General features: G+C 62.2%; 18 protein-coding genes and 1 pseudogene. 1 reads left to right on the top strand and 18 read right to left on the bottom strand.

Annotated features, from left to right (window positions below; translation table 11 throughout):
* Positions 1-50: 50 nt before the first annotated feature.
* The 18 genes and pseudogenes from ORI27_RS30280 to ORI27_RS30195 form a co-directional block, all read right to left on the bottom strand.
* Positions 51-587 (bottom strand): hypothetical protein, encoded by a 537-nt coding sequence (locus tag ORI27_RS30280; protein ID WP_266000858.1) that lies wholly within the window; start codon positions 585-587, stop codon positions 51-53.
* A 369-nt stretch (positions 588-956) separates the two neighbouring features.
* Positions 957-1,235 carry a cytochrome C oxidase subunit IV family protein gene (locus tag ORI27_RS30275; protein WP_266000857.1) on the bottom strand — a complete coding sequence of 93 codons (279 nt, stop codon included), beginning with the start codon at positions 1,233-1,235 and terminating at the stop codon, positions 957-959.
* The gene (locus tag ORI27_RS30270; RefSeq protein ID WP_266000856.1) at positions 1,235-1,828 is read right to left on the bottom strand and encodes a cytochrome c oxidase subunit 3 family protein; all 594 of its coding nucleotides are present in this window, start codon (positions 1,826-1,828) and stop codon (positions 1,235-1,237) included. The genes ORI27_RS30275 and ORI27_RS30270 overlap by 1 nt, the downstream gene beginning before the upstream one ends.
* Positions 1,825-2,550, bottom strand: a complete 726-nt coding sequence (locus tag ORI27_RS30265) for a hypothetical protein (protein WP_266000855.1) — start codon at positions 2,548-2,550, stop codon at positions 1,825-1,827. The genes ORI27_RS30270 and ORI27_RS30265 overlap by 4 nt, the downstream gene beginning before the upstream one ends.
* Before the next feature lie 141 nt (positions 2,551-2,691).
* Positions 2,692-4,335 carry a phytoene desaturase family protein gene (locus tag ORI27_RS30260; protein ID WP_266000854.1) on the bottom strand — a complete coding sequence of 548 codons (1,644 nt, stop codon included), beginning with the start codon at positions 4,333-4,335 and terminating at the stop codon, positions 2,692-2,694.
* A 35-nt stretch (positions 4,336-4,370) separates the two neighbouring features.
* Positions 4,371-5,420 (bottom strand): 3,4-dihydroxy-2-butanone-4-phosphate synthase, encoded by a 1,050-nt coding sequence (gene ribB / locus ORI27_RS30255; protein WP_266000853.1) that lies wholly within the window; start codon positions 5,418-5,420, stop codon positions 4,371-4,373.
* Positions 5,417-6,028: an NADPH-dependent FMN reductase gene (locus ORI27_RS30250; RefSeq protein ID WP_266000852.1), complete on the bottom strand. Its 612-nt coding sequence runs from the start codon at positions 6,026-6,028 to the stop codon at positions 5,417-5,419. The genes ribB and ORI27_RS30250 overlap by 4 nt, the downstream gene beginning before the upstream one ends.
* 237 nt (positions 6,029-6,265) lie before the next feature.
* The gene (locus ORI27_RS30245) at positions 6,266-7,441 is read right to left on the bottom strand and encodes an amidohydrolase family protein (RefSeq protein ID WP_266000851.1); all 1,176 of its coding nucleotides are present in this window, start codon (positions 7,439-7,441) and stop codon (positions 6,266-6,268) included.
* Positions 7,442-7,548: 107 nt separating this feature from the next.
* Positions 7,549-9,150: an MCE family protein gene (locus ORI27_RS30240; protein ID WP_266000850.1), complete on the bottom strand. Its 1,602-nt coding sequence runs from the start codon at positions 9,148-9,150 to the stop codon at positions 7,549-7,551.
* Complete coding sequence (locus ORI27_RS30235) at positions 9,150-10,397, bottom strand: MCE family protein (RefSeq protein WP_266000869.1); 1,248 nt, start codon at positions 10,395-10,397, stop codon at positions 9,150-9,152. The genes ORI27_RS30240 and ORI27_RS30235 overlap by 1 nt, the downstream gene beginning before the upstream one ends.
* 53 nt (positions 10,398-10,450) lie before the next feature.
* Positions 10,451-11,851, bottom strand: coding sequence for an MCE family protein (locus ORI27_RS30230; protein WP_266000849.1), 1,401 nt, complete (start codon positions 11,849-11,851; stop codon positions 10,451-10,453).
* A complete protein-coding gene (locus tag ORI27_RS30225; RefSeq protein WP_266000848.1) occupies positions 11,848-12,945 on the bottom strand; it encodes an MCE family protein in 1,098 nt (365 codons plus the stop codon). Before ORI27_RS30225 ends, ORI27_RS30230 begins: the two co-directional genes overlap by 4 nt.
* The gene (locus ORI27_RS30220) at positions 12,945-13,970 is read right to left on the bottom strand and encodes an MCE family protein (RefSeq protein ID WP_266000847.1); all 1,026 of its coding nucleotides are present in this window, start codon (positions 13,968-13,970) and stop codon (positions 12,945-12,947) included. The genes ORI27_RS30225 and ORI27_RS30220 overlap by 1 nt, the downstream gene beginning before the upstream one ends.
* Positions 13,967-15,160 carry an MCE family protein gene (locus ORI27_RS30215; protein ID WP_266000846.1) on the bottom strand — a complete coding sequence of 398 codons (1,194 nt, stop codon included), beginning with the start codon at positions 15,158-15,160 and terminating at the stop codon, positions 13,967-13,969. Before ORI27_RS30215 ends, ORI27_RS30220 begins: the two co-directional genes overlap by 4 nt.
* 222 nt (positions 15,161-15,382) lie before the next feature.
* Entirely contained in the window at positions 15,383-15,940 is a 558-nt protein-coding gene (locus ORI27_RS30210; protein ID WP_266000845.1) for a nuclear transport factor 2 family protein, read from the bottom strand.
* A gap of 42 nt (positions 15,941-15,982) precedes the next feature.
* A pseudogene (locus ORI27_RS30205) lies at positions 15,983-16,183 on the bottom strand (cytochrome P450); the annotation flags it as partial.
* Between the two features lie 158 nt (positions 16,184-16,341).
* Positions 16,342-17,547 carry a CaiB/BaiF CoA transferase family protein gene (locus ORI27_RS30200; RefSeq protein ID WP_266000844.1) on the bottom strand — a complete coding sequence of 402 codons (1,206 nt, stop codon included), beginning with the start codon at positions 17,545-17,547 and terminating at the stop codon, positions 16,342-16,344.
* Complete coding sequence (locus ORI27_RS30195; RefSeq protein WP_407666485.1) at positions 17,544-19,058, bottom strand: aldehyde dehydrogenase family protein; 1,515 nt, start codon at positions 19,056-19,058, stop codon at positions 17,544-17,546. Before ORI27_RS30195 ends, ORI27_RS30200 begins: the two co-directional genes overlap by 4 nt.
* Before the next feature lie 256 nt (positions 19,059-19,314).
* Here ORI27_RS30195 and ORI27_RS30190 point away from each other — a divergent pair, with 256 nt between their 5' ends.
* Positions 19,315-20,175 carry a mycofactocin-coupled SDR family oxidoreductase gene (locus ORI27_RS30190; protein ID WP_266000842.1) on the top strand — a complete coding sequence of 287 codons (861 nt, stop codon included), beginning with the start codon at positions 19,315-19,317 and terminating at the stop codon, positions 20,173-20,175.
* The last annotated feature ends 49 nt before the right edge of the window (positions 20,176-20,224 follow it).

Below are 20,224 nucleotides of genomic sequence, written 5' to 3'. Positions count from 1 at the left end.
CCCACGGCCACTCGAGCGGCCGTGCTACCGCAAGTGACGGCAGCGCAATCTCAAACCGTTTGACCGTGCCGCAGCATTCGCCGGCGGCGACGTCTGCGAACCAACGGTGACGGCGCCTCGATCGTCCCACATTGGAATATCTCGACCTCGTCGGCTGAAACGGGCTCTCGACCCGACGCGGCATTCACCGCATAGGACTTGAACATCCTCGCGGCGCCACTGAGATCATGACGGACCTCGTTGTCATTGCAGACCAAGTCCTGAGGCCAACCACGTCCCCACACGATGACTTCGGGAAGGCCCTGCTCCAGCGCATGAAATACGCCCTGCCGCACCCGAGAGTCCCGCTCGAACAGGTCTGCGCCGACAGCCAGTCCCTGCGCATGGGGCCGTTCCTCCCAGCGCACCCAAGTACGCCCAACAGGAAGGATGTCAACGCCCAGAATCCGCAGCGCGTGCACATCCTCGTCCTCAGGGACAAGCACCGTCACATCCCACCCCGCCATCCTGCGGTCGAAGAGCCAGCCACCGGCAGCTTCGACGACGTCGGCCACGCTGCCGGCGAGGACGTCGAGCCGATACCTCATGTTGTCTCCACCCTGGCCCGGGACCCCGTGGGGTTGTGCACCTTCGTCGACCTTGGAAGGCAAGGCGGCCCTATCGGACCGGGGAGTCTCTGTTGCATCGTCCACGCCTGATTTCGCCTCCCTCAGGGCCACCCGGTTGTTCGCCAACGGAAGCGCCGCGACGGTGGACACTGGTCCGACCTGTCTGTTCATCTGCCAACTTCGTTCCCTCACAGCCAACGGTCCACTCGCTCCACCCCGCCGGGGGAGCCGCTTGCGCCACCGAACCACGCACAGCATATGACCTAGTCAGCTATTTTACAGCGTGTCGCCCAGGAGCTCGACGCGGCCTGCACCACGTGAGGTTCGGCGGTTACCACTTCCACCCGTCTACAGCAGTAGATACAAGCCCGACAGAACCGCCCACAAGACAACGCAATACCCCTCGAATGCGGCGCGCAGCGGGATCGGAGCGTGTCGCAACTCCATGAAATCGAGGCCGACCAGGCGGATCTTCGCCGCGGCAATCGCCAAAACGACCACCGCGGCGAACGAACCGACACCATGTTCGGCTCCGACCACCCAGGACACCAGCGTCAAGCCCATCAAGATCAGCCAGCTCAGTCCTGCTCGACTGCAAAGGAATTGGCGCAACAGTTGAGTGGTCATCAGCTCACCAGATACAACAGCGGAAACAGCACGATCCACAGCAGGTCGACCAGATGCCAGAAGCACGCGCCACCCTCGACTATCGCCAGTCGAGTTGCGCTCAATTCGGGGCGACGTGCCTGTGTGATCAGAAACGCGAGAACACAGATGCCGACGACAACATGTAGCAGGTGGACCCCGGTGAGGATGAAGTAGTAAAGATAGAAATGATGAGCGCCGGGCCCGTGGCCCGCCAGGGCCAGCGACGAATACTCGAAGACCTTCAACGCCACGAAGAGCAGACCACAGCCGACTGCCGCGGCCAAGCTTCGCGCGGCCAACGGCCTCGCCCCTGCTCGAATCGCGCTGACGGCCACGAAGACCAAGATCGAACTGGTCAGCAGCACCAGGGTATTGGTGATCCCGACACCGGTATGCAGCGTGCGGCGCGCGATGTCGAACGCATCAGGCGCGCGGGACCGCTCGACGAGGAAGGTCGCGAAGAACACCGCGAACACGATCATGTCGCCGAACAGAAAGACCCAGGTGCCCTGCTCACCGGGAATCCGCCGGTCCGGCGTGCCGGACGGTGGCGACGTCGCGGTCGTCGTCATGCCGTCGCGAGGTTGGCTTGCTCGGCCTTCAGAGCACGTTCCTCGGCATTGATGCCGCGCAGCATAAGGCGGGTGGTCACGATGATCCACACGAAGGTCGCAGTGACCGAGAGGTAGAAGGCGAAGACGCCATTCCAGGCCAGCGGTCCGTCGTTGAAAATCACCAGTGCGCCAGCCGGTAGTGACAGCAGCGCAACCCACAGGTTGAAGTAGCCATACCACCGCGTGAAGACCGGCGGGTTTGCGGTTTCGACGAAGGAGGCGATCGCCAGCGTGATGTTCTGCAATATGAACGGTCCGACGATGGCGACGATCGACATCCAGAACAGGTCGTTGAGTGTCTGCATGATCTCCGGCGGCCGACTCTCTGGACGGTAGGCGGCAACCGCTACCAGAAACAACGAGAACATCATCGGCAGGGCGAAGATCATCGCCGAGAACAGTTGAACCATCGTCAGCATGCCCCAGTGGCCCTCCGCCCGGCGGATGCGCTGGACGAGCGTCGCGAGGAACGGGAACATGCTGGCGGCGAACACCAGGGCCGCCGCGATCCCGACCCGCACCCAGATCTTGTGGTCGATGAAAAACTCGGTGACCTGTTCGGGTGACCAGGTCGGCGGCAAGGGCGGAAACATTCGCGCAACGCCGGCATAGCTGACCCCGTACAAGAGCATTCCGATAGGGCCGCACCAGGCGCCAATCCGCTGGAGCTTGAATTCCATCGCCACACGTCTCGGACCAGAGGATTGACCCTCGACTGCATTGGGCTGGTGAGACATTCACAAACCGCCTCTCGTTGACATCGTTGTCGTTGTTGTTGAATCCGGCGCGGCCGCACCGCGATCGCGCCACTGCTATGGCAATCAGGCGCGACGAAGCCTGCGCTGGAGTGAGGTCCAACGCTGCGCACCCCGACCCAGGCCTTGTGCTTTGTGAAGATCCTTGATCACCGTTTGAGAGCTGACATATCCAGGGCCACCACTGATCCCGCCGCCCGGGTGGGATCCTGCCCCTCCCATGTACAGCCCGGCCACCGGAGTCCGGTAGCCGCCGAGCCCGCGCGCGGGACGCAAGGGGCCGAAGCGGCTCAGCACCGTATCGACATGGGTGATGTTGCCCGCGGTAGCGTGGGTCAGATCAGCGATGTCCTCATTGTTGAGAACCTGGCGGCCGATCTCGAGCGAATCGAGGTCGTCGTAGTACATCGACGCAGTCTCCACAATTCCTTGCGCGACTTTGTCTTTCGCCGCCGCCCAGCCACCCTCTGGGGACGACGGCACGACGGAGCTGTACAGGTATACGGTGTCCTGGCCGTCCGGGGCCTGGCTCGGATCAAGCGATGTCGGGATGACGGGCCAGAGCAGGTAATCGCCGGGATCGGGCACGAGCCCCGCCCCCGAACGCGCGAACAGTCGACGCATGCCTTCTTCGGTGCCGATCATGTGCGTCGGCTTGCGCACATCGATGTCGTCTTCGCGCCATGCTTGATGGCGCTTCATCGTGGTCCGTCCCGACAGGGCGAGGTCCACCTTCATCTGTCCATAGCCGAGGTTGTTGACCGGAATGGAATTCACCGCAGCCCGGCTGGACTCGGACAGGACGCCATCGGGAAGCAACTTGTCGAGCGTGGTCCGCGGATCGCACGTAGCCAATACTGCTTGGCGCGCACGGATGTGCGATCCGTCGACCAGGAGCACACCGGTGGCTCGATTCTGGTCGACGGTGACCTCCGCGACCGCTGCTCCGGTGTGCACCGCTCCGCCCTTGCTGGTTAGGCGGTTCGCCAATGCGTCAGGAAGTGCCTGGATTCCACCGATGGCCCGACGGCACGCATAGCGATGCATGTTTCCGATCCATACGAATGCCACCCCGGTCCCACTGATGTCGTTGGGGATCGTCGACCCCGACGAGGCGTGCAGAGCATCGCGGACCACCTGATGACCGAAGCGTTCGGCGATCGTGTCCGAGATGGAATTCAGCGCAAGGGGTGCGAGCTCACCGAGCTCGTGCCGGAGCCCGAAGGCGCGGCGCACAGTGTCGGCCAAGGTGGCCATATCCGGTCTGGTGGGATTGGTCTTGCCCATCTGCATCGCCAGTTCGGCGAAGGCCTGGGCCGCCGGGACGAACTCCAGATAGGCGCGAGCATCGCGGATCGAGAACCGCCGGATATCGTCGGCAGTACGGGCCGGGTCCTTGAAGAAGGCAATCGATCCGCCGTCTGGATGGAGGTAGAGATGGCCCGGATTGAATTCGACCATTCGCAGTCCGTACCGATGCAACTGCAGATCACGAGAAGGAGGAAAGGAGTCCCAGAAGAACGAGTCGATCGAGAAGTTGTTGATCTGGTGATCGGGAGCAGATGCGATCGGCGCGCTGGTCGACGTCATGCCGCCGATGCGTTCGTTCGATTCGATGACCACCACGCTGAAGCCCGCGTCACGCAGATAGTTTGCTGCAACCAGCCCATTGTGTCCGGCACCGATGACCACGATGTCGTATTCCTGCATGTCAACCTTTCTGAGTGCGGCCGGCTTAGTTGGTCTTATGCGGATTGCGGGTGTTCGGTGTGCTTGCCGAGCGTCGTGATGGCTATTCGGCGAAAGTGTCGAATCCCCAAATCGGCGAGGATCTCCTGAGCGATGCATTCGTCATAGGCCGGAGATGGTGGTACACAGGTCGACAGCGACACGGCGGCACTCTTCGCAGTGCGCAAGTAGATAAGAGCTCCATTGCCGTTGTCAGCGATCCGTTGGAGCATGGACTCCAAACCCACTCGACCCAAGCCGAACACATCGCCCACCAGGTTCTCGGCGTACACACTGACCAGTGGGACGGGACCTGAATCGGCTTGGCCCTTGACCAGAGCGATATGTTCGCGGCCCCCGCCGTCCACGAAGCCGATGGCACGGAAGACGCCGGCCGCCAACGGAAGGCGCGCCTCAGTTACCCGGGTAACCCGGGACAACTCGCGCTGCCGGTAGGCAACCAGGTCGGCGATTCTGAGAACAGGGAGGCCATGCCTGCGGCCGATTTCCATCAATTCCGGCAGGCGGGCCATTTCGCCATCAGCGCTGCAGATTTCGCAAATAACTCCGGCCGGCGTAAGCCCGGCAAGTACGGTGAGGTCTACGGCCGCCTCAGTGTGCCCCGGCCGCCTCAGGACACCGCCGTGGCGGTAACCGAGTGGGAATACGTGTCCGGGACGGGTGAAATCCGTTGGTTTGCTATTCGGATCAGCTAGCGCGCGAATAGTGTGCGCTCGGTCCTTCGCCGATATTCCCGTCGTGGTCAGCCTCGCATGGTCCACCGACACCCTGAAGGCAGTCTGGTGGGAGTCTGTGTTGTTGGCCACCGCGGGTGGTATATCGAGAGCATCCAACCTTTCGGTCAGCATGGGAACACAGATCAGACCCCGGCCTTGGGTCGCCATGAAATTGACGGCCTGAGGTGAGACGAAGTCAGCCGCCAGGACGAAATCACCTTCGTTCTCGCGGTCTGCGTCATCGACGACGATGACCATCTGCCCGCGACGAAGAGCATCGACTGCGTCTGAGACGCCGGCCAGCAGGTCATTGCTCGTCGGTACCGTCACGTCGGAAGCTCGGCCGAAGAGGCGAACGACAACACCTGGGTGGCAAGCAACTCCAGCTGCGTTCGTACGCCCGAATCGGCCAGCTGCCCCTTGTCGTCCCAAATCGGGTCCGCCGAGTTGATCGCCACACCAAGCGGAGTGGGCCAGGCGCGAAGGGCGTGTCCGATCACGCGTAGCTGACTGAGCGTGCCCACTGCCGCCTGCCAGCCATAGGCGCAACTGATGCAGCCCCAAGGAGTGTTGTCGAGGTAGGCACGTGGGTCGCCACGGAGATCTTCGAAATAATCCAGCGCATTCTTGACCAACCCCGACACCGCACCGTGGTAGCCGGGTGAAGCGACGATGACGGCATCAGCTTGCCTGAGGGCATCCACCAGAGCAGCGGCCTTCGGGGCGCGTTCCAGCTCGTGCGGTCCGTACATCGGCAGGTCCAGGTCGGCACCACAGAACAGCATGGTTCGTCCACCCTGGCGTTCCACCTGCTCCAGGCAGTGCCGCAGGGCACGCTCAGTAGACGAGTCTTGGCGCAACGTTCCACCGATACCGACAACGAGCGGTCGATCCTGCGCACCCGTGGCAACACCGGCGCTCTGGGTATCGACGGTCATGATCACCCCATCCCGTTCACTTCAGCCAACGATTCGGTCGGCACATTCGGTTGGCCGGATAGCGAACATCGTCGCGACCCGAGTATTTAGTCGAATGCCTAACCGGGACCATACCCAAGCCAAAGACCGCAGGCAAGGACCACGAGGACACCGGGCAATCAGACTTGCTTCAGCAAGATACGGCCGCCGACCCAAACAGCCGGCGGCCGTGTGCCACAACAGTGCGAGCAGGTTGTCTCAAACAGTGATCAACCGGGAAAGATTTCCTCCCATGATCTTGGCTTGATCGTCGATGCTGAGGCTTCCCAACGCATTCGCGTAGTCGGCCGGCCGAGCCAGACCCTCCGGATGCGGATAGTCCGAGCCGAAGAGCACGTTGTCCACACCCATGGTGTTGATCAAGTCCGTCACGCCTTCTTCAGGGAACGGGCTGATGTAGATGCGGTTCTTGATCTCTTCGACGGGACTGCCGCCGGGGAAGCTCTCCGGCGTCTTCTTGTACACGTCAGCCAGGGTGTCCATCAGCGGGAAGAGCCATGAACAACCCGCCTCGGCGATAGCGACCTTGAGCTGTGGAACCCGGTACAACGCACCGTGAATCACCCACGAGTAGACCGCGTCCTGGATCGGGCGCCACTCATTGACCATGTAGAAGGCGTTGGTCTTGAACGGCAGCATCTCCCGGTCGGCACCGTCCCATTCGGCGTTGTAGCGGGAATAGCCGCTGTCCGAGACGTGCATGGCCACCAGCACATCGTGGTCGACGCAGCGCTGCCAGAACGGATCGAACTCGGGCAGCGCGAACGAACGCGGTCCGCGGTAACCGGGCACGGGCGCAGGGCGCACCAGGATCGCCCGGGCTCCACGGGAGACTACCCAGTCCAACTCTTCGATGGCTTTCTCCACGATCGGCAGGCTAATCACCGGAGTCGTGAAGATCCGACCCTGGTTGTTGAAGCCCCACACCTCGTCGAGCCACTGATTCAACGCATGCACCACGATGTGGATGAGTGCCGGATCATCGCGCATTCGCTCCTCGATCAGGCTGGCCAGCGTCGGGAACATGAGCGTGCGGTCGACACCGAGTTCGTTCATCAGTTCCAGCCGCGGGCCCGGCTCGCGAAACGCCGACAGGGCCTTCATCGGCTCGCCGAAGATTTCGCGGCGGCTCTTGCCCTCTGGGTTTCCGTGCTTGAAATACTCCTCCATCGCACCCGGCCGGGCCACGACATCGAATGTCGGATTCGGGATGTAGTCACTGATCTGACCGCGAATCGCAATCTTCGTACGGCCATCGACTTCCACATACTTGATGACGTCCTTGTACACCTTGGGCAGGAATTGCGTCAGCGAGTCTCGCGTCTCGTACAGATGATTGTCGGCGTCGAACAATGGGTACGGCAGCCTGTTCATCGGTGTGATCTCCTTCCAAATGCCAAATATTCATGGTGGGTAACGTAGGTCGGCCCAATTTCCCGATCCTCAGTTGAGCGCAGCGACGCCGGCCGACGGGAGCGACTTCAGATCGGCATCATGTCCTTCCACGACTTCGGGATAGCGCCCTCCACCAAATCTGCTTGCTGGTAGAGCTGACCATCGTTCATGTACCGGCCGGTCCGTGGGTTGTACTGCGCGATGACGACGGTCGGGTGTTCCTGGGCTCCCGGGGTGAATGCGCTGGGGGCTGCCCGGGCCGCACCGGGATCCCCGCCACTCCCCGGTTGTGCCGGCGGATTCTGCACGGGCCCAGGCGGTTCGGCATCGGCCGGGGTCGGCGGAAGCGGTCCCGGTTCCGGTGGGGGTACGGCATCACCAGGCCGGGGAGTGCCCTCGAGCGGACCGAAAATGTGCTCATTGTCGGTCACCCGATTGTCAGGAGGGATGCCCTGTGACACGAGATTGGGATCAATGGGATATGGGCCGGTGACATGCTGTCGCATTGCCAGTGGTTCGTACGGTTTGTCGCTTTCGCAGATTTCGACTGTGGGTGCCCGCTTTCCAGGCTTGCCGGCGCAGGGGTAGTTGCGAGCACCACGAACTGCGCTTGGCGAATCCTGAGGTAGCTTGCAGTACAGACCGTCTGGGGTGTCGATATCGGCGGTGTCATTGGGCGACCGCCATGCGGATGGCGGCAGATACCCCACGGTGCACGGTGGCGGATCGCCCATTGCCATCGCGAAGTCACCCAACGGCAAACCCGTTGGATTATTGATCAAACTCTGCGACTGCGTGCTTGCCACGTAAGGCGGGAACAACACCAGGAGCTGCTCGAGTCCGGCGTTATAGGTGACCGCGATCTGACCGATAGTGGTCAGATTGGCCAACAGTACCGGCAGGGTCGGCTTCACTTGGCTAAGCAGCTGTGAAACTTCCTGAGCGGCAGGAACTCCCCTGCTGAGCAGGGTGCGAATCTGCGGATCGTTCTGCACGAGCTGTTCACTCACCCCCGCGAGGCTTCGCGTCCAAACACGTAGTGCATCTGCGGAATTCGCCTGTGCGTCCAGCAAGGGCACACCGTCGTCGATGAGTCGTCGAGTCGGGTCCACGACACCGTTCATGTCATGAGTGATCGTCGCCGACGAGTCGAGCAGCGAGCCGATGTCGTAGCCGGCGCCGTTGAACGCCTTGAAGGACTCGTCGAGGAGGTCGCTGAGCTTGTCTTTGGGAATCGTGTTGACCAATTTGTCCACCCGGTCGAGCAGGGGACCAACCTGCTGAGGAATAGTGGTGGCGCCCACCGGGATAATCGACCCCTCGACGAGATACGGTCCGGAGTCCACACGTGGAAGCAGGTCGATGTACTGCTCCCCTACCGCCGAGACACTGCGGACGTTGGCGCGCAAGTCCGCGGGGATCTTGGGCTGGGACGCCAACGACATGGTCGCCTCCGCGCCGGTGCGCGTGAGCTTGACCCCGGTCACCTTGCCGACCTCGGTACCGCGATACGTCACGTTGCTGAAGCGATACAGCCCCCCACTGGCTGGCAGTTCAAGCTTGACGGTGATGCGACCGATTCCCAACAAGGTAGGGGCCTGAAGGTAGACGATGACCATGGTGGCGAGACCGACGACAGAGATGACAGCGAAGATGACCAGCTGAATCCGGATGAATCGCGTCAACATCAGCGGCCGCCTCCCTGAACGGCGTCGGCGGGGTATGGCCCGGCGAAGATGGACTGCGATGAATCGGCTGGCGGCGGCGGTCCTTGCTGCGTGAAAGGTGGTGGCGCAATCGGGAGAACCGGCTCGCTGGTCGTGACCATGGGCCTAGCTGCTGGTGTCCCGGGCGCCGCATCGGGGGTTGGGACCGCAGGGGCGATGCCGACGTTGAGCGGTTCATAGGTGTAGTTCAGGTACCACGGATCGCCGGGTGCCGGTACCAGTTTTGCGCCCTCTTGACCCCAGCGGGTGCCGAGAAACAGCGTTCGCTTGAGGCGGGGAATGGTCAGATCGATGACGGCGCTCAGATTCATGTAGTCCCCGCGGATAGCGCGGTCGATAAGGCCCTGGGTGTAGGGAAACGTCAGGGCGTACGCGAGTGCGGTATCGAGTTCGGGACCTACATCGGCCAGCGCACGGATCGTCGGGCCCAGGTTCTGCAGATTGCGCACAAGATCGACTTTCGTGTCACCGACAAGTTGGTTCGCTGTGTCACTGAAGGTGCGGAGCCTGTCGAGCGTCGTCGTCAGGCGAGGTTCCTCACGGATCAGGACATCCAAGGCCGGCGGGATTCGCTGCAGCGCTGTCGAAATCACATCGCGTTGGTTCGCAAGTGTTCCCGCGAACCGATTCAGGTCCCGAATCGTGGCGATGATGTCATCTCGCTGGTCGTTCAGCATCCCGACGAACCTATCGAGTCGGCCGAGAAGCTCTCGGATCGCATCTTGGTGTCCGGCCAGGGCTGCGTTGAAGTTGTGGATCACGTCGCCGATCTGGCCCAGACCACCGCCGTTGACGACGGCCGACAACGACGAAAGGGTGCGCTCCGTCGAGGGATACGTCGAGGACCGGTCCAACGGAACGGTCGCCCCCGGTTGGAGCCGGCCGGTGGGTTGTTGTCCAACAGGCGGATCCAGCGACAGGTGCATGGAGCCGAGCAAGCTGGTCTGACCCACCGTGGCGACCGCGTTGGCGGGGACCACAACCCCCGGCTTCACCGAGACCTCGACGTCAGCGTGCCAGCCATTCACCGTCATGTCGCCCACACTGCCGACGACCACATTGTTGACCATCACCGGTGAATTCGATTCAAGGGTACCCACATCGTTGACCTCGACGTGATACACACTGGCACCGTGTCCACGGCCGACGGCTCCCGGCAGCGGCAACGAGTTCCAGCCCTGGAATGAACATCCGGACACAACGACCATCCCGATGCCGCCGATCACGATCAACCTTCGCCCGATGCGAGGCCGCGCCCGCCTCACGGCGTCGGCCCTTCTGCCGGCAACAGCATCCCCGATACGGTCGACGGTCCGGGCGCCGGTGCTCCCGGATACAGGGCTGGCGACGGAGCCGCCGGCAGGTGATCCGGCGCGGTCGGGCCTGGCCCGATGGCGGGCGGCGCTCCGTACCCGGGAGGCGGCGGCACGTCACCCATTCCCGTGTAGGCCGATACGGCCGGCCCTTCTTCAGGCGGCACCGGCGCCGCGCCAGAACCGCCCGGAGCCAGTTTCGGGTCCGAATAGATGATGTTCTCCGGACTCGCCGACTTCCGCAGATAGGGATTGAAATTGAGCGGCTGGAAGTTGAAGTTGAGCAACTTCAGTGCGGGGCCCAGATACTGAGCGCACAACTTCGCCGACTCCGGTGCGGTGACGTTCTCCAGGCCACCGATGGCCGAACAGATGAACTGCACCGGGTTCGTAAAGTTGTTGAACACGAACTGACCCGAGACAGCGCCGGTGTCGGGGTTGTAGATGTTGTAGCCGTTGGCGAAGGCGTTCGGCGCGGTATGAAGAATGTTCTTCAGCACCATCTTTTTGTCCACCAAGATCTGAGTCACGTTCGCCAACCGTTGAACCTGCTCGGACGTCGCATCGCGGGCGCCGGCGACGAAGTCTTGGATATCGCCGACGGCGACAGACAGATCCGTCAGCGCAGCATCCAAATCGGACCGGTTGTCATCGAGCATTTCGCTCAGCGTGGCCAACCGGCCTTGGAACGTCACTATTTGCTCGCCGCTGTCACGAAGTGCACTGACGAACGCCTGCAGATTTCGGATCGTGTCGACGATATTGCCGCTGCCGTCGGCCAGGATTCGTCCCACTCCGGCCAACTGGCTGATCGTCTCGCGCAGCTTGTCCCCGTTGCCGCCCATCGCGTTGGCCGCGCTGTCGATGAACCGGCCGACTGACGAAGTGGACAGATCGGTGCCGGGTCCCAGCTCGGTCGCCAGTCGCATGAGTTGCGTCTTCACGTCGTCCCACTCGACGGGAACCGCGGTGCGATCGTTCGGGATGTCGGCGCCATCGGCCATCTTGGGCCCGCTGTCCTCATAGGCCGGAGCGAGTTGCACATAGCGGGCGGCGACTAGATTCGGGGCCACCAGGATGGCACGAGCGTCTGCCGGGATGGGAACACCGTGATCGACCTGCATGGTCACCCTGCTTCGTGTGCCCATGGGTTCAATCGAGTCGATGCTGCCGACCTTGATCCCGGCTACCCGGACGTCATCGCCCGGGTAGATACCGGCCGTGCTGGTGAAGTAGGCATTGATCGTCATGGGACGCAGCACGACCTGCCGGACCAGCACGACCACGCCCGCGACGAGAAGAATGGCCAGCAGCACAGCAGTGCTGGTGAGGGCGCGACGTCGGCTCATGGTTGGCCCCATCGTTCATTAGACTGCGGTATCGCGTTGTACGGGAACGGGAATTCAGCACGCGGACCGGCGTTATCAGGTGGTTGGCCAGCGTCGACTCCGCGCCGGAAGCCGAACGCATAGTCGATGAAGGGCTGCATCATTTCGGGCATACCGATATTGGGCACGAAGGCGTAGTAGTTCGCGCCACTGGAGACGACCTCGCCCTGGGTACGCATGTACTTCGCCAATCCGGGAAGGGCCTTGTCCAGATTGTCACGATTCTTTTCCAGCATCGCCGTCACTGAGTTCAGACGCCGTAGAGCCGGTGCCAATTTCTGCTCGTTGTCGAGTACCACACCGGACAGCTGCTTTGACACCGCCGAGATGTTGGCCAGCAATTCAACGATCGCCCTGCGGCGGTCGTTGAACACCCCGACCAGATCGTTGGCGTTGAGAATCAACCGGTTGATCTCCTGGCTGCGGTCGGAGAGAATGCCCGTCACGTCACTGGCGCTCTTGAGTAGTTCGCTCAGTTGCTCGTTGCGACCGTTTATCGCGCGCGACAACCGGGTCAGGCCGTCGAAGGTCGGACCGAGTTCCGGCGCGATCTGGTCAAGTGTCTGCGACAACGTATCCAGGGACGCGTTCAGCGACTTCGTGTCCGTGCCCGCGACGTTGGTCGTCAGATCATTCATCGCATCGGTCAACGAGTATGGCGCCGACGTCCTCGTGAGCGGAATGACCGAAAGCGGGTGCATTGTGCCGGCACCCGCCGACTCGAGGGTCAGAACCCGCTTGCCCAGTAGGGATCCGGTGCGTATGTGCGCGGTGGTGTCCGAGCCCAGTCGCACGGTTCCGACGATCGAAAAGGTGACCAACGCCTTCCCGCGGTCGAGCGCGATCGAACGCACCGAGCCGACCTTCATACCAGACAAAGTGACATCGTTGTCGACGTCCAGTCCGGCGGCCTCAGTGAACAGCGCTTGGTAGCGAACCGAATTGCCCCAGGACGTGATCTGCTGCGGCGAGAGACCGACCAAGATCACCAAGATGACGAGAACCGCGCCAATCACGCCTGCCCTGACTAAGTGTCCCCCGCGATACTTCAGCATCAGGAGTCACTACACCTTCCCAAATCCTGCTTGATCCAAGGGAATTCCGCAGTACGCCCCTGAAGATCAGTGACCCGAACCGACAAGCCACACAGGTAGAACTGCACGAAGCTGCCATACGAGCCCATCCGGGCAAGTTTGCGATAGTTTCCCGGCGCACGTTGCAGAGCAGCGTCCAAACGATCTTTGTCCTGATCCAGCAGGGGCGCGACACGATTGAGTTGATTGACCGTCTCGGCCAGTGGTGGACGCGCATCTGTCAACAGATCGGCCAGTGATGCCGTACCCCTGTCCAGCGCGTCGATAGCCGCACCGGTGGACTCGCGGTCTCGCGACAGGACACTCACTAGCCGATCGAGCTTGTCGACCGAGGCACTGACCTTCTCGCCGTCCTTGGCCAGGGTCACCAACGTGGTGCGCAAGTTGTCGATCAACTCCTGAACCACCTGACTGTTGTCGGCCAGCGAATCGGTGAACGACGACGATTCCGACAACAGCGACTGAAGCGCCCCACCCTGGCCCTGCAGAACACGAAGCAGCGCAGCGGTCAGCGAGTTGACATCCGTCGGATTAAGGCCCTGAACAACAGGTTTGAGACCACCCAACAATAGATCCAGATCCAGCGCGGGCACGGTGCGATCAGCGGGAATCTGGGATCCGACGGGTAGCCGCTGAGGCGATCCCGGCCCGTCAACCAGCGCCAGATAGCGATCACCGACGAGATTGAGATAACGGACCGCGACCTTGGTCCCGGCCGTGACCATGACCTTGGGATCGACGCCGAACGAAACCTCGACAGTGTTGTCCGCCCGCAGCTTGACGTTCTGCACTGTACCGACCCTGATCCCGGCAACCCGGACCGTATCCCCAGTCTTGATTCGTGACGCGTCGACGAATACCGCCGAATACCCGTTCGTCGAACCTGAACGGTACTGACTGAACGTCATGAAGAGGACACCAGTCAACAGCGCCATCACGACGCCGAAGATCAGAAAGTTTCTGGCCGAGCTGTTCAAACGCGTCATCCGGGCTGACCGAACTGAGTGGTGTTGCGGGGCGGACCGTCGATGGGCCCGAACAGGAACTGCTTGAGCCCATCCGAATTGAGGATCACGCCTTGGTTCCCGTACGCCCACGGATTGTTACCGATGTCAGTGACCAAGAATTTTGGACGCGATTCGAACGGGATATTCGGCAGACCCATGTCCTGACAGTGCGGCCCACCCGTCGCCGCCACCTTCGGCAAATCCTGCGGATACCGATACCGCTCGACGCCGGCCGTGAAATTCACCGAAACGACAACCGAGGGCAGCGGACTCGGCGGGGTATGCGCCAGCGGCAGTAGGCCGGCCAGACTGCACCACAGTCCTTCGTTGTACCTGTTGGCGAGGTCCGTGGTCGGGACGAGCAGGTGCACCACATCGGTCAATGCCTGCCGATTGCCACCGATCACATCGTTTCCGACGTCGGCAAGACCGGTCATGTTGACCAGAAAAGCATCGAGGTTCTGTTGCTCCTCGACGACGCTCTGGCCCAGACGAGAAGTGTTGTCCACGATCCGAATCAGATCAGGTGCCGCATCCGCGTACGCACTCGCCACCGCCGGTGCAGCAGCGATGTCGTGGCGGAGATTAGGCAGGCTCGGGTCCAATTTAGCGAGATAAGTATTCAGATCATCAAGGGACTGCCCGAGTCGTTGGCCGCGTCCGTCGAACGCCGTGGCTATCGCACCCAGCGACTCATTGAGCTTCACGGGATCGATCTTGGCCAGCACCGAGGTGAGATGTTCAAAGATGGTGTTGATCTCAACGGTGACGTGCTCACCCTGGAGAACCTGTCCAGCATGGATGCTCTCCTGCGACGGATCTGCCGGCGGCACCAACTGAACGGATTTGGCCCCGAAGACCGTGCTGGAGGCGATATCCGCCCCCACGTTGGCGGGAATCAGGTCCAGCTGGGAAGGATCTATTGCGAGGTGAAGGACGGCGCCGCCGCCCGACAGCGACTCGATCGAGGCGACCTTGCCGACCTGAACGCCGCGCATCTGCACCTTGGCACCGGGATACATCATCAGCCCGGCACGCGGTGTCACAACGGTCAACGGAACCGTCTCCGTATAGCTGCCACGAAACAAATTCGCGGCCACCACCACAATCCCCATGATGATGGCTACGGTCACCACGCCGACCAGCGGACGCACACCATCTCGGGGCATTACCAGCAACTCTCCCTCGTCCGATCGGCGTGACTGCGGCAAGCTAACCGCAGACAAACGACAGAGTCAACTATTTTTGAAAACCTGTGCCAAATCACAGCTAAGACAGCACGATCCCCCTATACTCGAGCTGCGGGCCGGCAAGGAAACCTGCGGATCTTCAACCGTCTATCGCCTCGACCGGGGGGTGTGGCGAATCGGGCGAACTCTCGCAATCTGCCTTTACGCGTCGGCCAGCGGATTGTGCAGGGCTCGTCGATTGACCAGCGGGCGTTGATACGACGGATCGGAACGGTCGCGCGAGGGGGCGCCGTTGCTGTGGATGTCAGGGACAGCGGCGAACGGGATGGGCATCGTCGGCACTATGCCCGACCATTCGATGGCATTGGTTCGCACGGCGATCCGCCAGGACCCGGCACGCCGTTCCATGCGGTCGAAATAGCGACCTCCGGCGAGCCAATTGGTGTGGTCACGATTTCGCGCCGCGAACAGATAGTAGGTCTCGCAATGCGCAACATCCCCGTCGACCTCGCAGGTGTTGTTGAGCAGATTGTGTTGAGTGGCGATCTGGGCTTCCGAGTGCATGCGGAAGGCCCATTCGCACAGTTCCACCGGTCCCCCGACGAAGTCGCCGGCAGCGATCACGGCATCGGCATGGAATGCGGAGAGAACCAGTTGTCGGTCGAAACGGTCCATTCCGCGGCTGAATCGGGTCAGGCAGTCCACGATGTCCTGGCGCTCGAGGAGCGCGTCGATACGGGTGAGCCGCTCATCTGCCACGTCACACTCCGCAGTCCAGATGATCGTTTGTCATGTGGCCGATCATGCTCTGATTGGGTCGAATTCGATGTGAAGTCTTTTCAGGCCGCGCATGATGAACATCGGCTCATAACGATAGCGGCGCTGACCGGCCGGACCGTGTTCGGCTTCGGCGATCCTGATATCGGCCATCCGCCCCAAGATGTGTTCCAGGCTGATATAGCCTTCAGCCCGCGCCAACGGCACACCTGGGCAGGTATGGATCGACGAGCAAGCTCCTGATCGGAGAACAACGCCAATGAGTCGAATTCGGTCATGAGATCTCCTGGCAGTGCAATCACTCAAGGCAGAGAGTAACCGCACAGTCCAACGCACACAGCGAGTTCCGCCGACGAAGCCTGGCCGCTGAAGACGCGTCGAGTCTACGTGACGGCACCCGACGTCTTGAGTTCGATGATCCGGTCCCAGTCGAAGCCGAGTTCTTCCAGAATTTCGTCGGTCTGCTCGGCGAATCCTGGAGCAGGTCCAGCCTGCGGCGCGGTCAGGTCGAATTGGACCGGATTGGCGATCAGGTCGAGTTCCCCGGCATGGATCAGGTACTCGTTGGCGCGCACTTGCGCATCCTCAGCGACCTGCAGGGTGTCCTGTACCGGTGCCCACGGTCCGGCGAGTGTCGCGAACCGTTCGGTCCACTCCGCGAGCGTACGTTTGGCCATCGTCTCCGACAGGATCCGCACCGCTTCGGGCGTGTTGGCCCCGATAGTCTCAGCACTGGTGAACCTTGGATCATCGATCAGTTCGTCGAGTTCCATGTGGCGGCACACGTCGGCCCAGAACTTGGTCGGCTGCATCATCACGAACGAGATGTAGCGGTCATCGGCGGTCACGTACATGCCCACCAGAGGGTTCACCGGCGAGCCGCCCGAGCCCGGTGGGGGCTGCACCAGGAGCTGGCCTAAATGGTTAGTCAGCGCGATGGTGTGCCCCATCGCCCAGGTCCCGCTGCTCAGCAAGGAGACATCGACGACCGATGGCTCCCCGGTGCGCTCGCGTTTGAGGAGCGCAGCGGTGATCCCGCCGGCCAGGTTCGTGCCCGAGATGGTGTCGCCGAATGCCGGACCCGGCAGCGACACCGTTCCGCCGAAACCCGGCGGTGTGACCGTTGCCGCCGCTCCCGCCCGGCACCAGAAGGCCGTCAGGTCGTAACCACCCTTGTCGGCCTCGGGGCCGCGCGGACCGAGGGCACTGCCGCGGGCGTAGATGATGTTCGGGTTGACCGCGCGGATGTCGTCTACATCGATGCCGAACTTCGCGCGTGCGGCCGGCAGAAAACTGGTGACGAACACATCGCAACAGCGGACCAATTCGTAGAGGACTTCCCGGCCCTCCGGTACCGACATGTCCAAGCCCAGGCTTCGCTTACCTCGATTCGCATTCTCGAAATTGGGATTGGGGTCGTCGGTGACCACCAAAGCCCCGGTCTGCCGCAGCCCCCGCTGCGGGTCGCCGGCAACGGCGTGTTCGACCTTGATCACCTCGGCCCCCCACTCGCGGAGCACCGCACCGCAGGCTGGCACGAAGCCATACATCGCGACCTCGAGAACGCGGAAACCCTCCAGCGGCTTCATCCAACAACCGCGGCAAACGTCTTGCGCTCCAAGAACTCTTCCAAACCGGAAACGCCCATCTCGCGCCCGATTCCGGACTGTTTGTATCCTCCGAAGGGGCTGTCCGGAGCGGAGTAGTTACCCCCGTTGATGCTGAACGTGCCGGTGCGTACCCGTCGCGCCACCGCGACGGCACGGTCGTGAGCTCCGAGTACGGCGCCTGACAATCCGAAGATCGAGTTGTTGGCAATCGACACCGCGTCATCCTCGTCGTCGTAGGGGATCACCGTCAGGACCGGCCCGAACACCTCTTCTTGAGCGATCTCGCTGTCGGGGTTCACGTCGGTCAACAGGGTGGCCTCATAGAAATAGCCGGGACCTTCAATGGCCTTCCCGCCCATGACCAGGGTCGCGCCGGCCTCGGTGGCGCGTTTGACCATGGCGTCGACCTTGTCCCGTTGCCGTTCGCTGATCAGCGGGCCCATGTAGGTGGCCGGATCGGCCGGGTCGCCACAGACCACCATCGCCAGGTTCTGTTTGACGAGCTCGACGATTTCGTCGTGGCGTTCCCGGGGCACGAGCATCCGGGATGTCAGGGCGCAGCCCTGGCCGGCATGCGAGGTGATCATGAAGGCCGCCATCATCGCCGCCATCGCGAAGTCTGCGTCGTCGAGCACGATCATCGCCGACTTGCCACCCAATTCCAGGAAAACCTTCTTGATAGTGTCGCTGGCGGCCGCCATGATCTTGCGACCGGTGGCCGTCGATCCGGTGAACGTGACCATGTCGATGTCGGGACTGGTGGTGAGCACCGCACCGACCTCGGGATTCGTCGAGCTGATGACATTGACGACCCCGGCCGGGATGTCAGTGTATTTGGCGATGATCTCCCCCAGCGCCAGGGTGATCAACGGAGTGTCCGGGGCACCCTTGAGCACGACGGTGCACCCGGCTGCCAAGGCGGGAATCACCTTGGCCAGCGCCAGCTGAGTCGGGTAGTTGTAGGCGATGATCGCCGCGACGACACCGGCGGGCTCCTTCTCCACCCAGCGCCGGTTTCGCATACCCATGTACTCGAGATCGTCGAGATCTTCCGACATCGGGTAGGTCTTGAGCAGTTCGGCGTAGTATCCGGCGATCGCGACCGGCGCATCGAGGTGTGCTCCTTCCGTCGCGGAGCGCGCGGCACCGACCTCCGCGATTGTCAGCTCTCGAAGCTCCTCGCTGTGTTCCACCAGTGCCGCATGGAGTTGCTCCAGGCACCGAATGCGTAGCTCGACGTTCGTCGCCCAGTCGGTGGTATCGAACGTGCGGCGGGCTGCCGCGATCGCGCGCTCGGCATCAGCGATCGTGCCATCGGGTGCGTAACCAACAACCTCCCCGTTCGCCGGGTTGATCGACGGGAAGGAAGACGTCCCGCCCACGAGCTCACCGTCGATCAGCATGTGCCGATCAACATGCGCGCCAGCCACATCGTCGCCCTTCGTCTGCCCGCCACTCACCGCGGTCACGGTCGCGTCTTTAGTGGGCATGAAACCTCCCGAGATCAGTTCGAGAAACGCCGTTCTCACTCACCGGCGAATCATACATATGGCAACCAATAACTCAAGCTAAATAGTTGACTCGGTCGTCTGTCTCAGGTTAGGTGTTCGACATACCCTGCATCGGGCAATGCCGCCAACGGTGGAACGGGAAGTGGAGTCGCGCGCCCGACGCCGAGGGGACGTTCTCTCCGCTACCAGATTCGGGATTAGGGCACACGCTCACTGTGAAGGAGGAAGGACGTTGATGGGACGGGTTCAAGGCAAGGTCGCCTTTGTCACCGGTGCAGGTCGAGGGCAGGGCCGCAGTCACGCGCTGCGACTGGCCGAGGAAGGCGCCGACATTATTGCTGTTGACGTGTGCTCCGATTTCGACTCCATCGGTTACCCGATGGCCAGGCCCGAGGATCTCGAGGAAACCGCGGATCTGATCGAGAAGACAGGCCGCCGGGTGGTCGCCGCACAGGCTGACGTCCGTGACGGAGCCCAACTGGCCCAGGCAGTCCAGCGAGGCCTCGACCAGTTCTCCCGCCTCGACATCGTCGTCGCCCAGGCAGGGGTCGCCGGTATGTTCGGCAACCCGCCGCTGCAGGCCTGGCGGGACACAATCGAGACGAATCTGATCGGAACGATCAACGCCATCCACACCGCACTGCCCCATCTGACCGAGGGCGCCTCGATCGTCGCCACCGGATCCACCGCGGCACTGATGGACACTTCCAAGAACGACAATCCCGGCGCAGATACCGGGGGCATGGCGTACATCACGTCCAAGCGGCTGCTGTCCCAGTTCGTGCACGATCTGGCTACCGAGTTGGCACCGCGGGGAATCCGGGCCAACGTCATCCACCCGACCAACTGCAACACCGACATGCTCCAGAGCGAACCGATGTATCGCGCGTTCCGGCCTGACCTGGAGAATCCAACCCGGGAGGACTCCGAGCCGCTGTTCGCCGTTCAGCAGGCCATGCCCATTCGGTTCATCGAGCCCCTCGACATCAGCAACGCCGTGTTATGGCTGGCCTCCGACGAGGCGCGCTTCGTGACCGGAATGCAGCTGCGCGTGGACGGCGGCGGTTACCTCAAGTGGTACGACTACCACATCTGAGCATGATCATTGGGAGACAAAGGATTACGAGCTCGTTGGAGGAGTCTTG

The organism is Mycobacterium pinniadriaticum (assembly GCF_026242045.1).
In the GTDB taxonomy this organism is placed as follows: domain Bacteria; phylum Actinomycetota; class Actinomycetes; order Mycobacteriales; family Mycobacteriaceae; genus Mycobacterium; species Mycobacterium pinniadriaticum.
This window is presented reverse-complemented; position numbering and strand designations above follow the sequence as displayed.

Excerpts from the sequence above, each read along its gene's own strand:
- ORI27_RS30265 (WP_266000855.1), bottom strand. The coding sequence starts at position 2,550 with ATGGAATTCAAGCTCCAGCGGATTGGCGCCTGGTGCGGCCCTATCGGA.
- ORI27_RS30190 (WP_266000842.1), top strand. The coding sequence starts at position 19,315 with ATGGGACGGGTTCAAGGCAAGGTCGCCTTTGTCACCGGTGCAGGTCGA.
- ORI27_RS30280 (WP_266000858.1), bottom strand. The coding sequence starts at position 587 with ATGAGGTATCGGCTCGACGTCCTCGCCGGCAGCGTGGCCGACGTCGTC.
- ORI27_RS30245 (WP_266000851.1), bottom strand. The coding sequence starts at position 7,441 with ATGAACAGGCTGCCGTACCCATTGTTCGACGCCGACAATCATCTGTAC.
- ORI27_RS30235 (WP_266000869.1), bottom strand. The coding sequence starts at position 10,397 with ATGGTCGTTGTGTCCGGATGTTCATTCCAGGGCTGGAACTCGTTGCCG.
- ORI27_RS30225 (WP_266000848.1), bottom strand. The coding sequence starts at position 12,945 with ATGCTGAAGTATCGCGGGGGACACTTAGTCAGGGCAGGCGTGATTGGC.
- ORI27_RS30195 (WP_407666485.1), bottom strand. The coding sequence starts at position 19,058 with ATGCCCACTAAAGACGCGACCGTGACCGCGGTGAGTGGCGGGCAGACG.
- ORI27_RS30260 (WP_266000854.1), bottom strand. The coding sequence starts at position 4,335 with ATGCAGGAATACGACATCGTGGTCATCGGTGCCGGACACAATGGGCTG.
- ORI27_RS30200 (WP_266000844.1), bottom strand. The coding sequence starts at position 17,547 with ATGAAGCCGCTGGAGGGTTTCCGCGTTCTCGAGGTCGCGATGTATGGC.
- ORI27_RS30230 (WP_266000849.1), bottom strand. The coding sequence starts at position 11,851 with ATGAGCCGACGTCGCGCCCTCACCAGCACTGCTGTGCTGCTGGCCATT.
- ORI27_RS30240 (WP_266000850.1), bottom strand. The coding sequence starts at position 9,150 with ATGTTGACGCGATTCATCCGGATTCAGCTGGTCATCTTCGCTGTCATC.
- ORI27_RS30250 (WP_266000852.1), bottom strand. The coding sequence starts at position 6,028 with ATGACCGTCGATACCCAGAGCGCCGGTGTTGCCACGGGTGCGCAGGAT.
- ORI27_RS30220 (WP_266000847.1), bottom strand. The coding sequence starts at position 13,970 with ATGACGCGTTTGAACAGCTCGGCCAGAAACTTTCTGATCTTCGGCGTC.
- ORI27_RS30275 (WP_266000857.1), bottom strand. The coding sequence starts at position 1,235 with ATGACCACTCAACTGTTGCGCCAATTCCTTTGCAGTCGAGCAGGACTG.
- ORI27_RS30270 (WP_266000856.1), bottom strand. The coding sequence starts at position 1,828 with ATGACGACGACCGCGACGTCGCCACCGTCCGGCACGCCGGACCGGCGG.
- ORI27_RS30215 (WP_266000846.1), bottom strand. The coding sequence starts at position 15,160 with ATGCCCCGAGATGGTGTGCGTCCGCTGGTCGGCGTGGTGACCGTAGCC.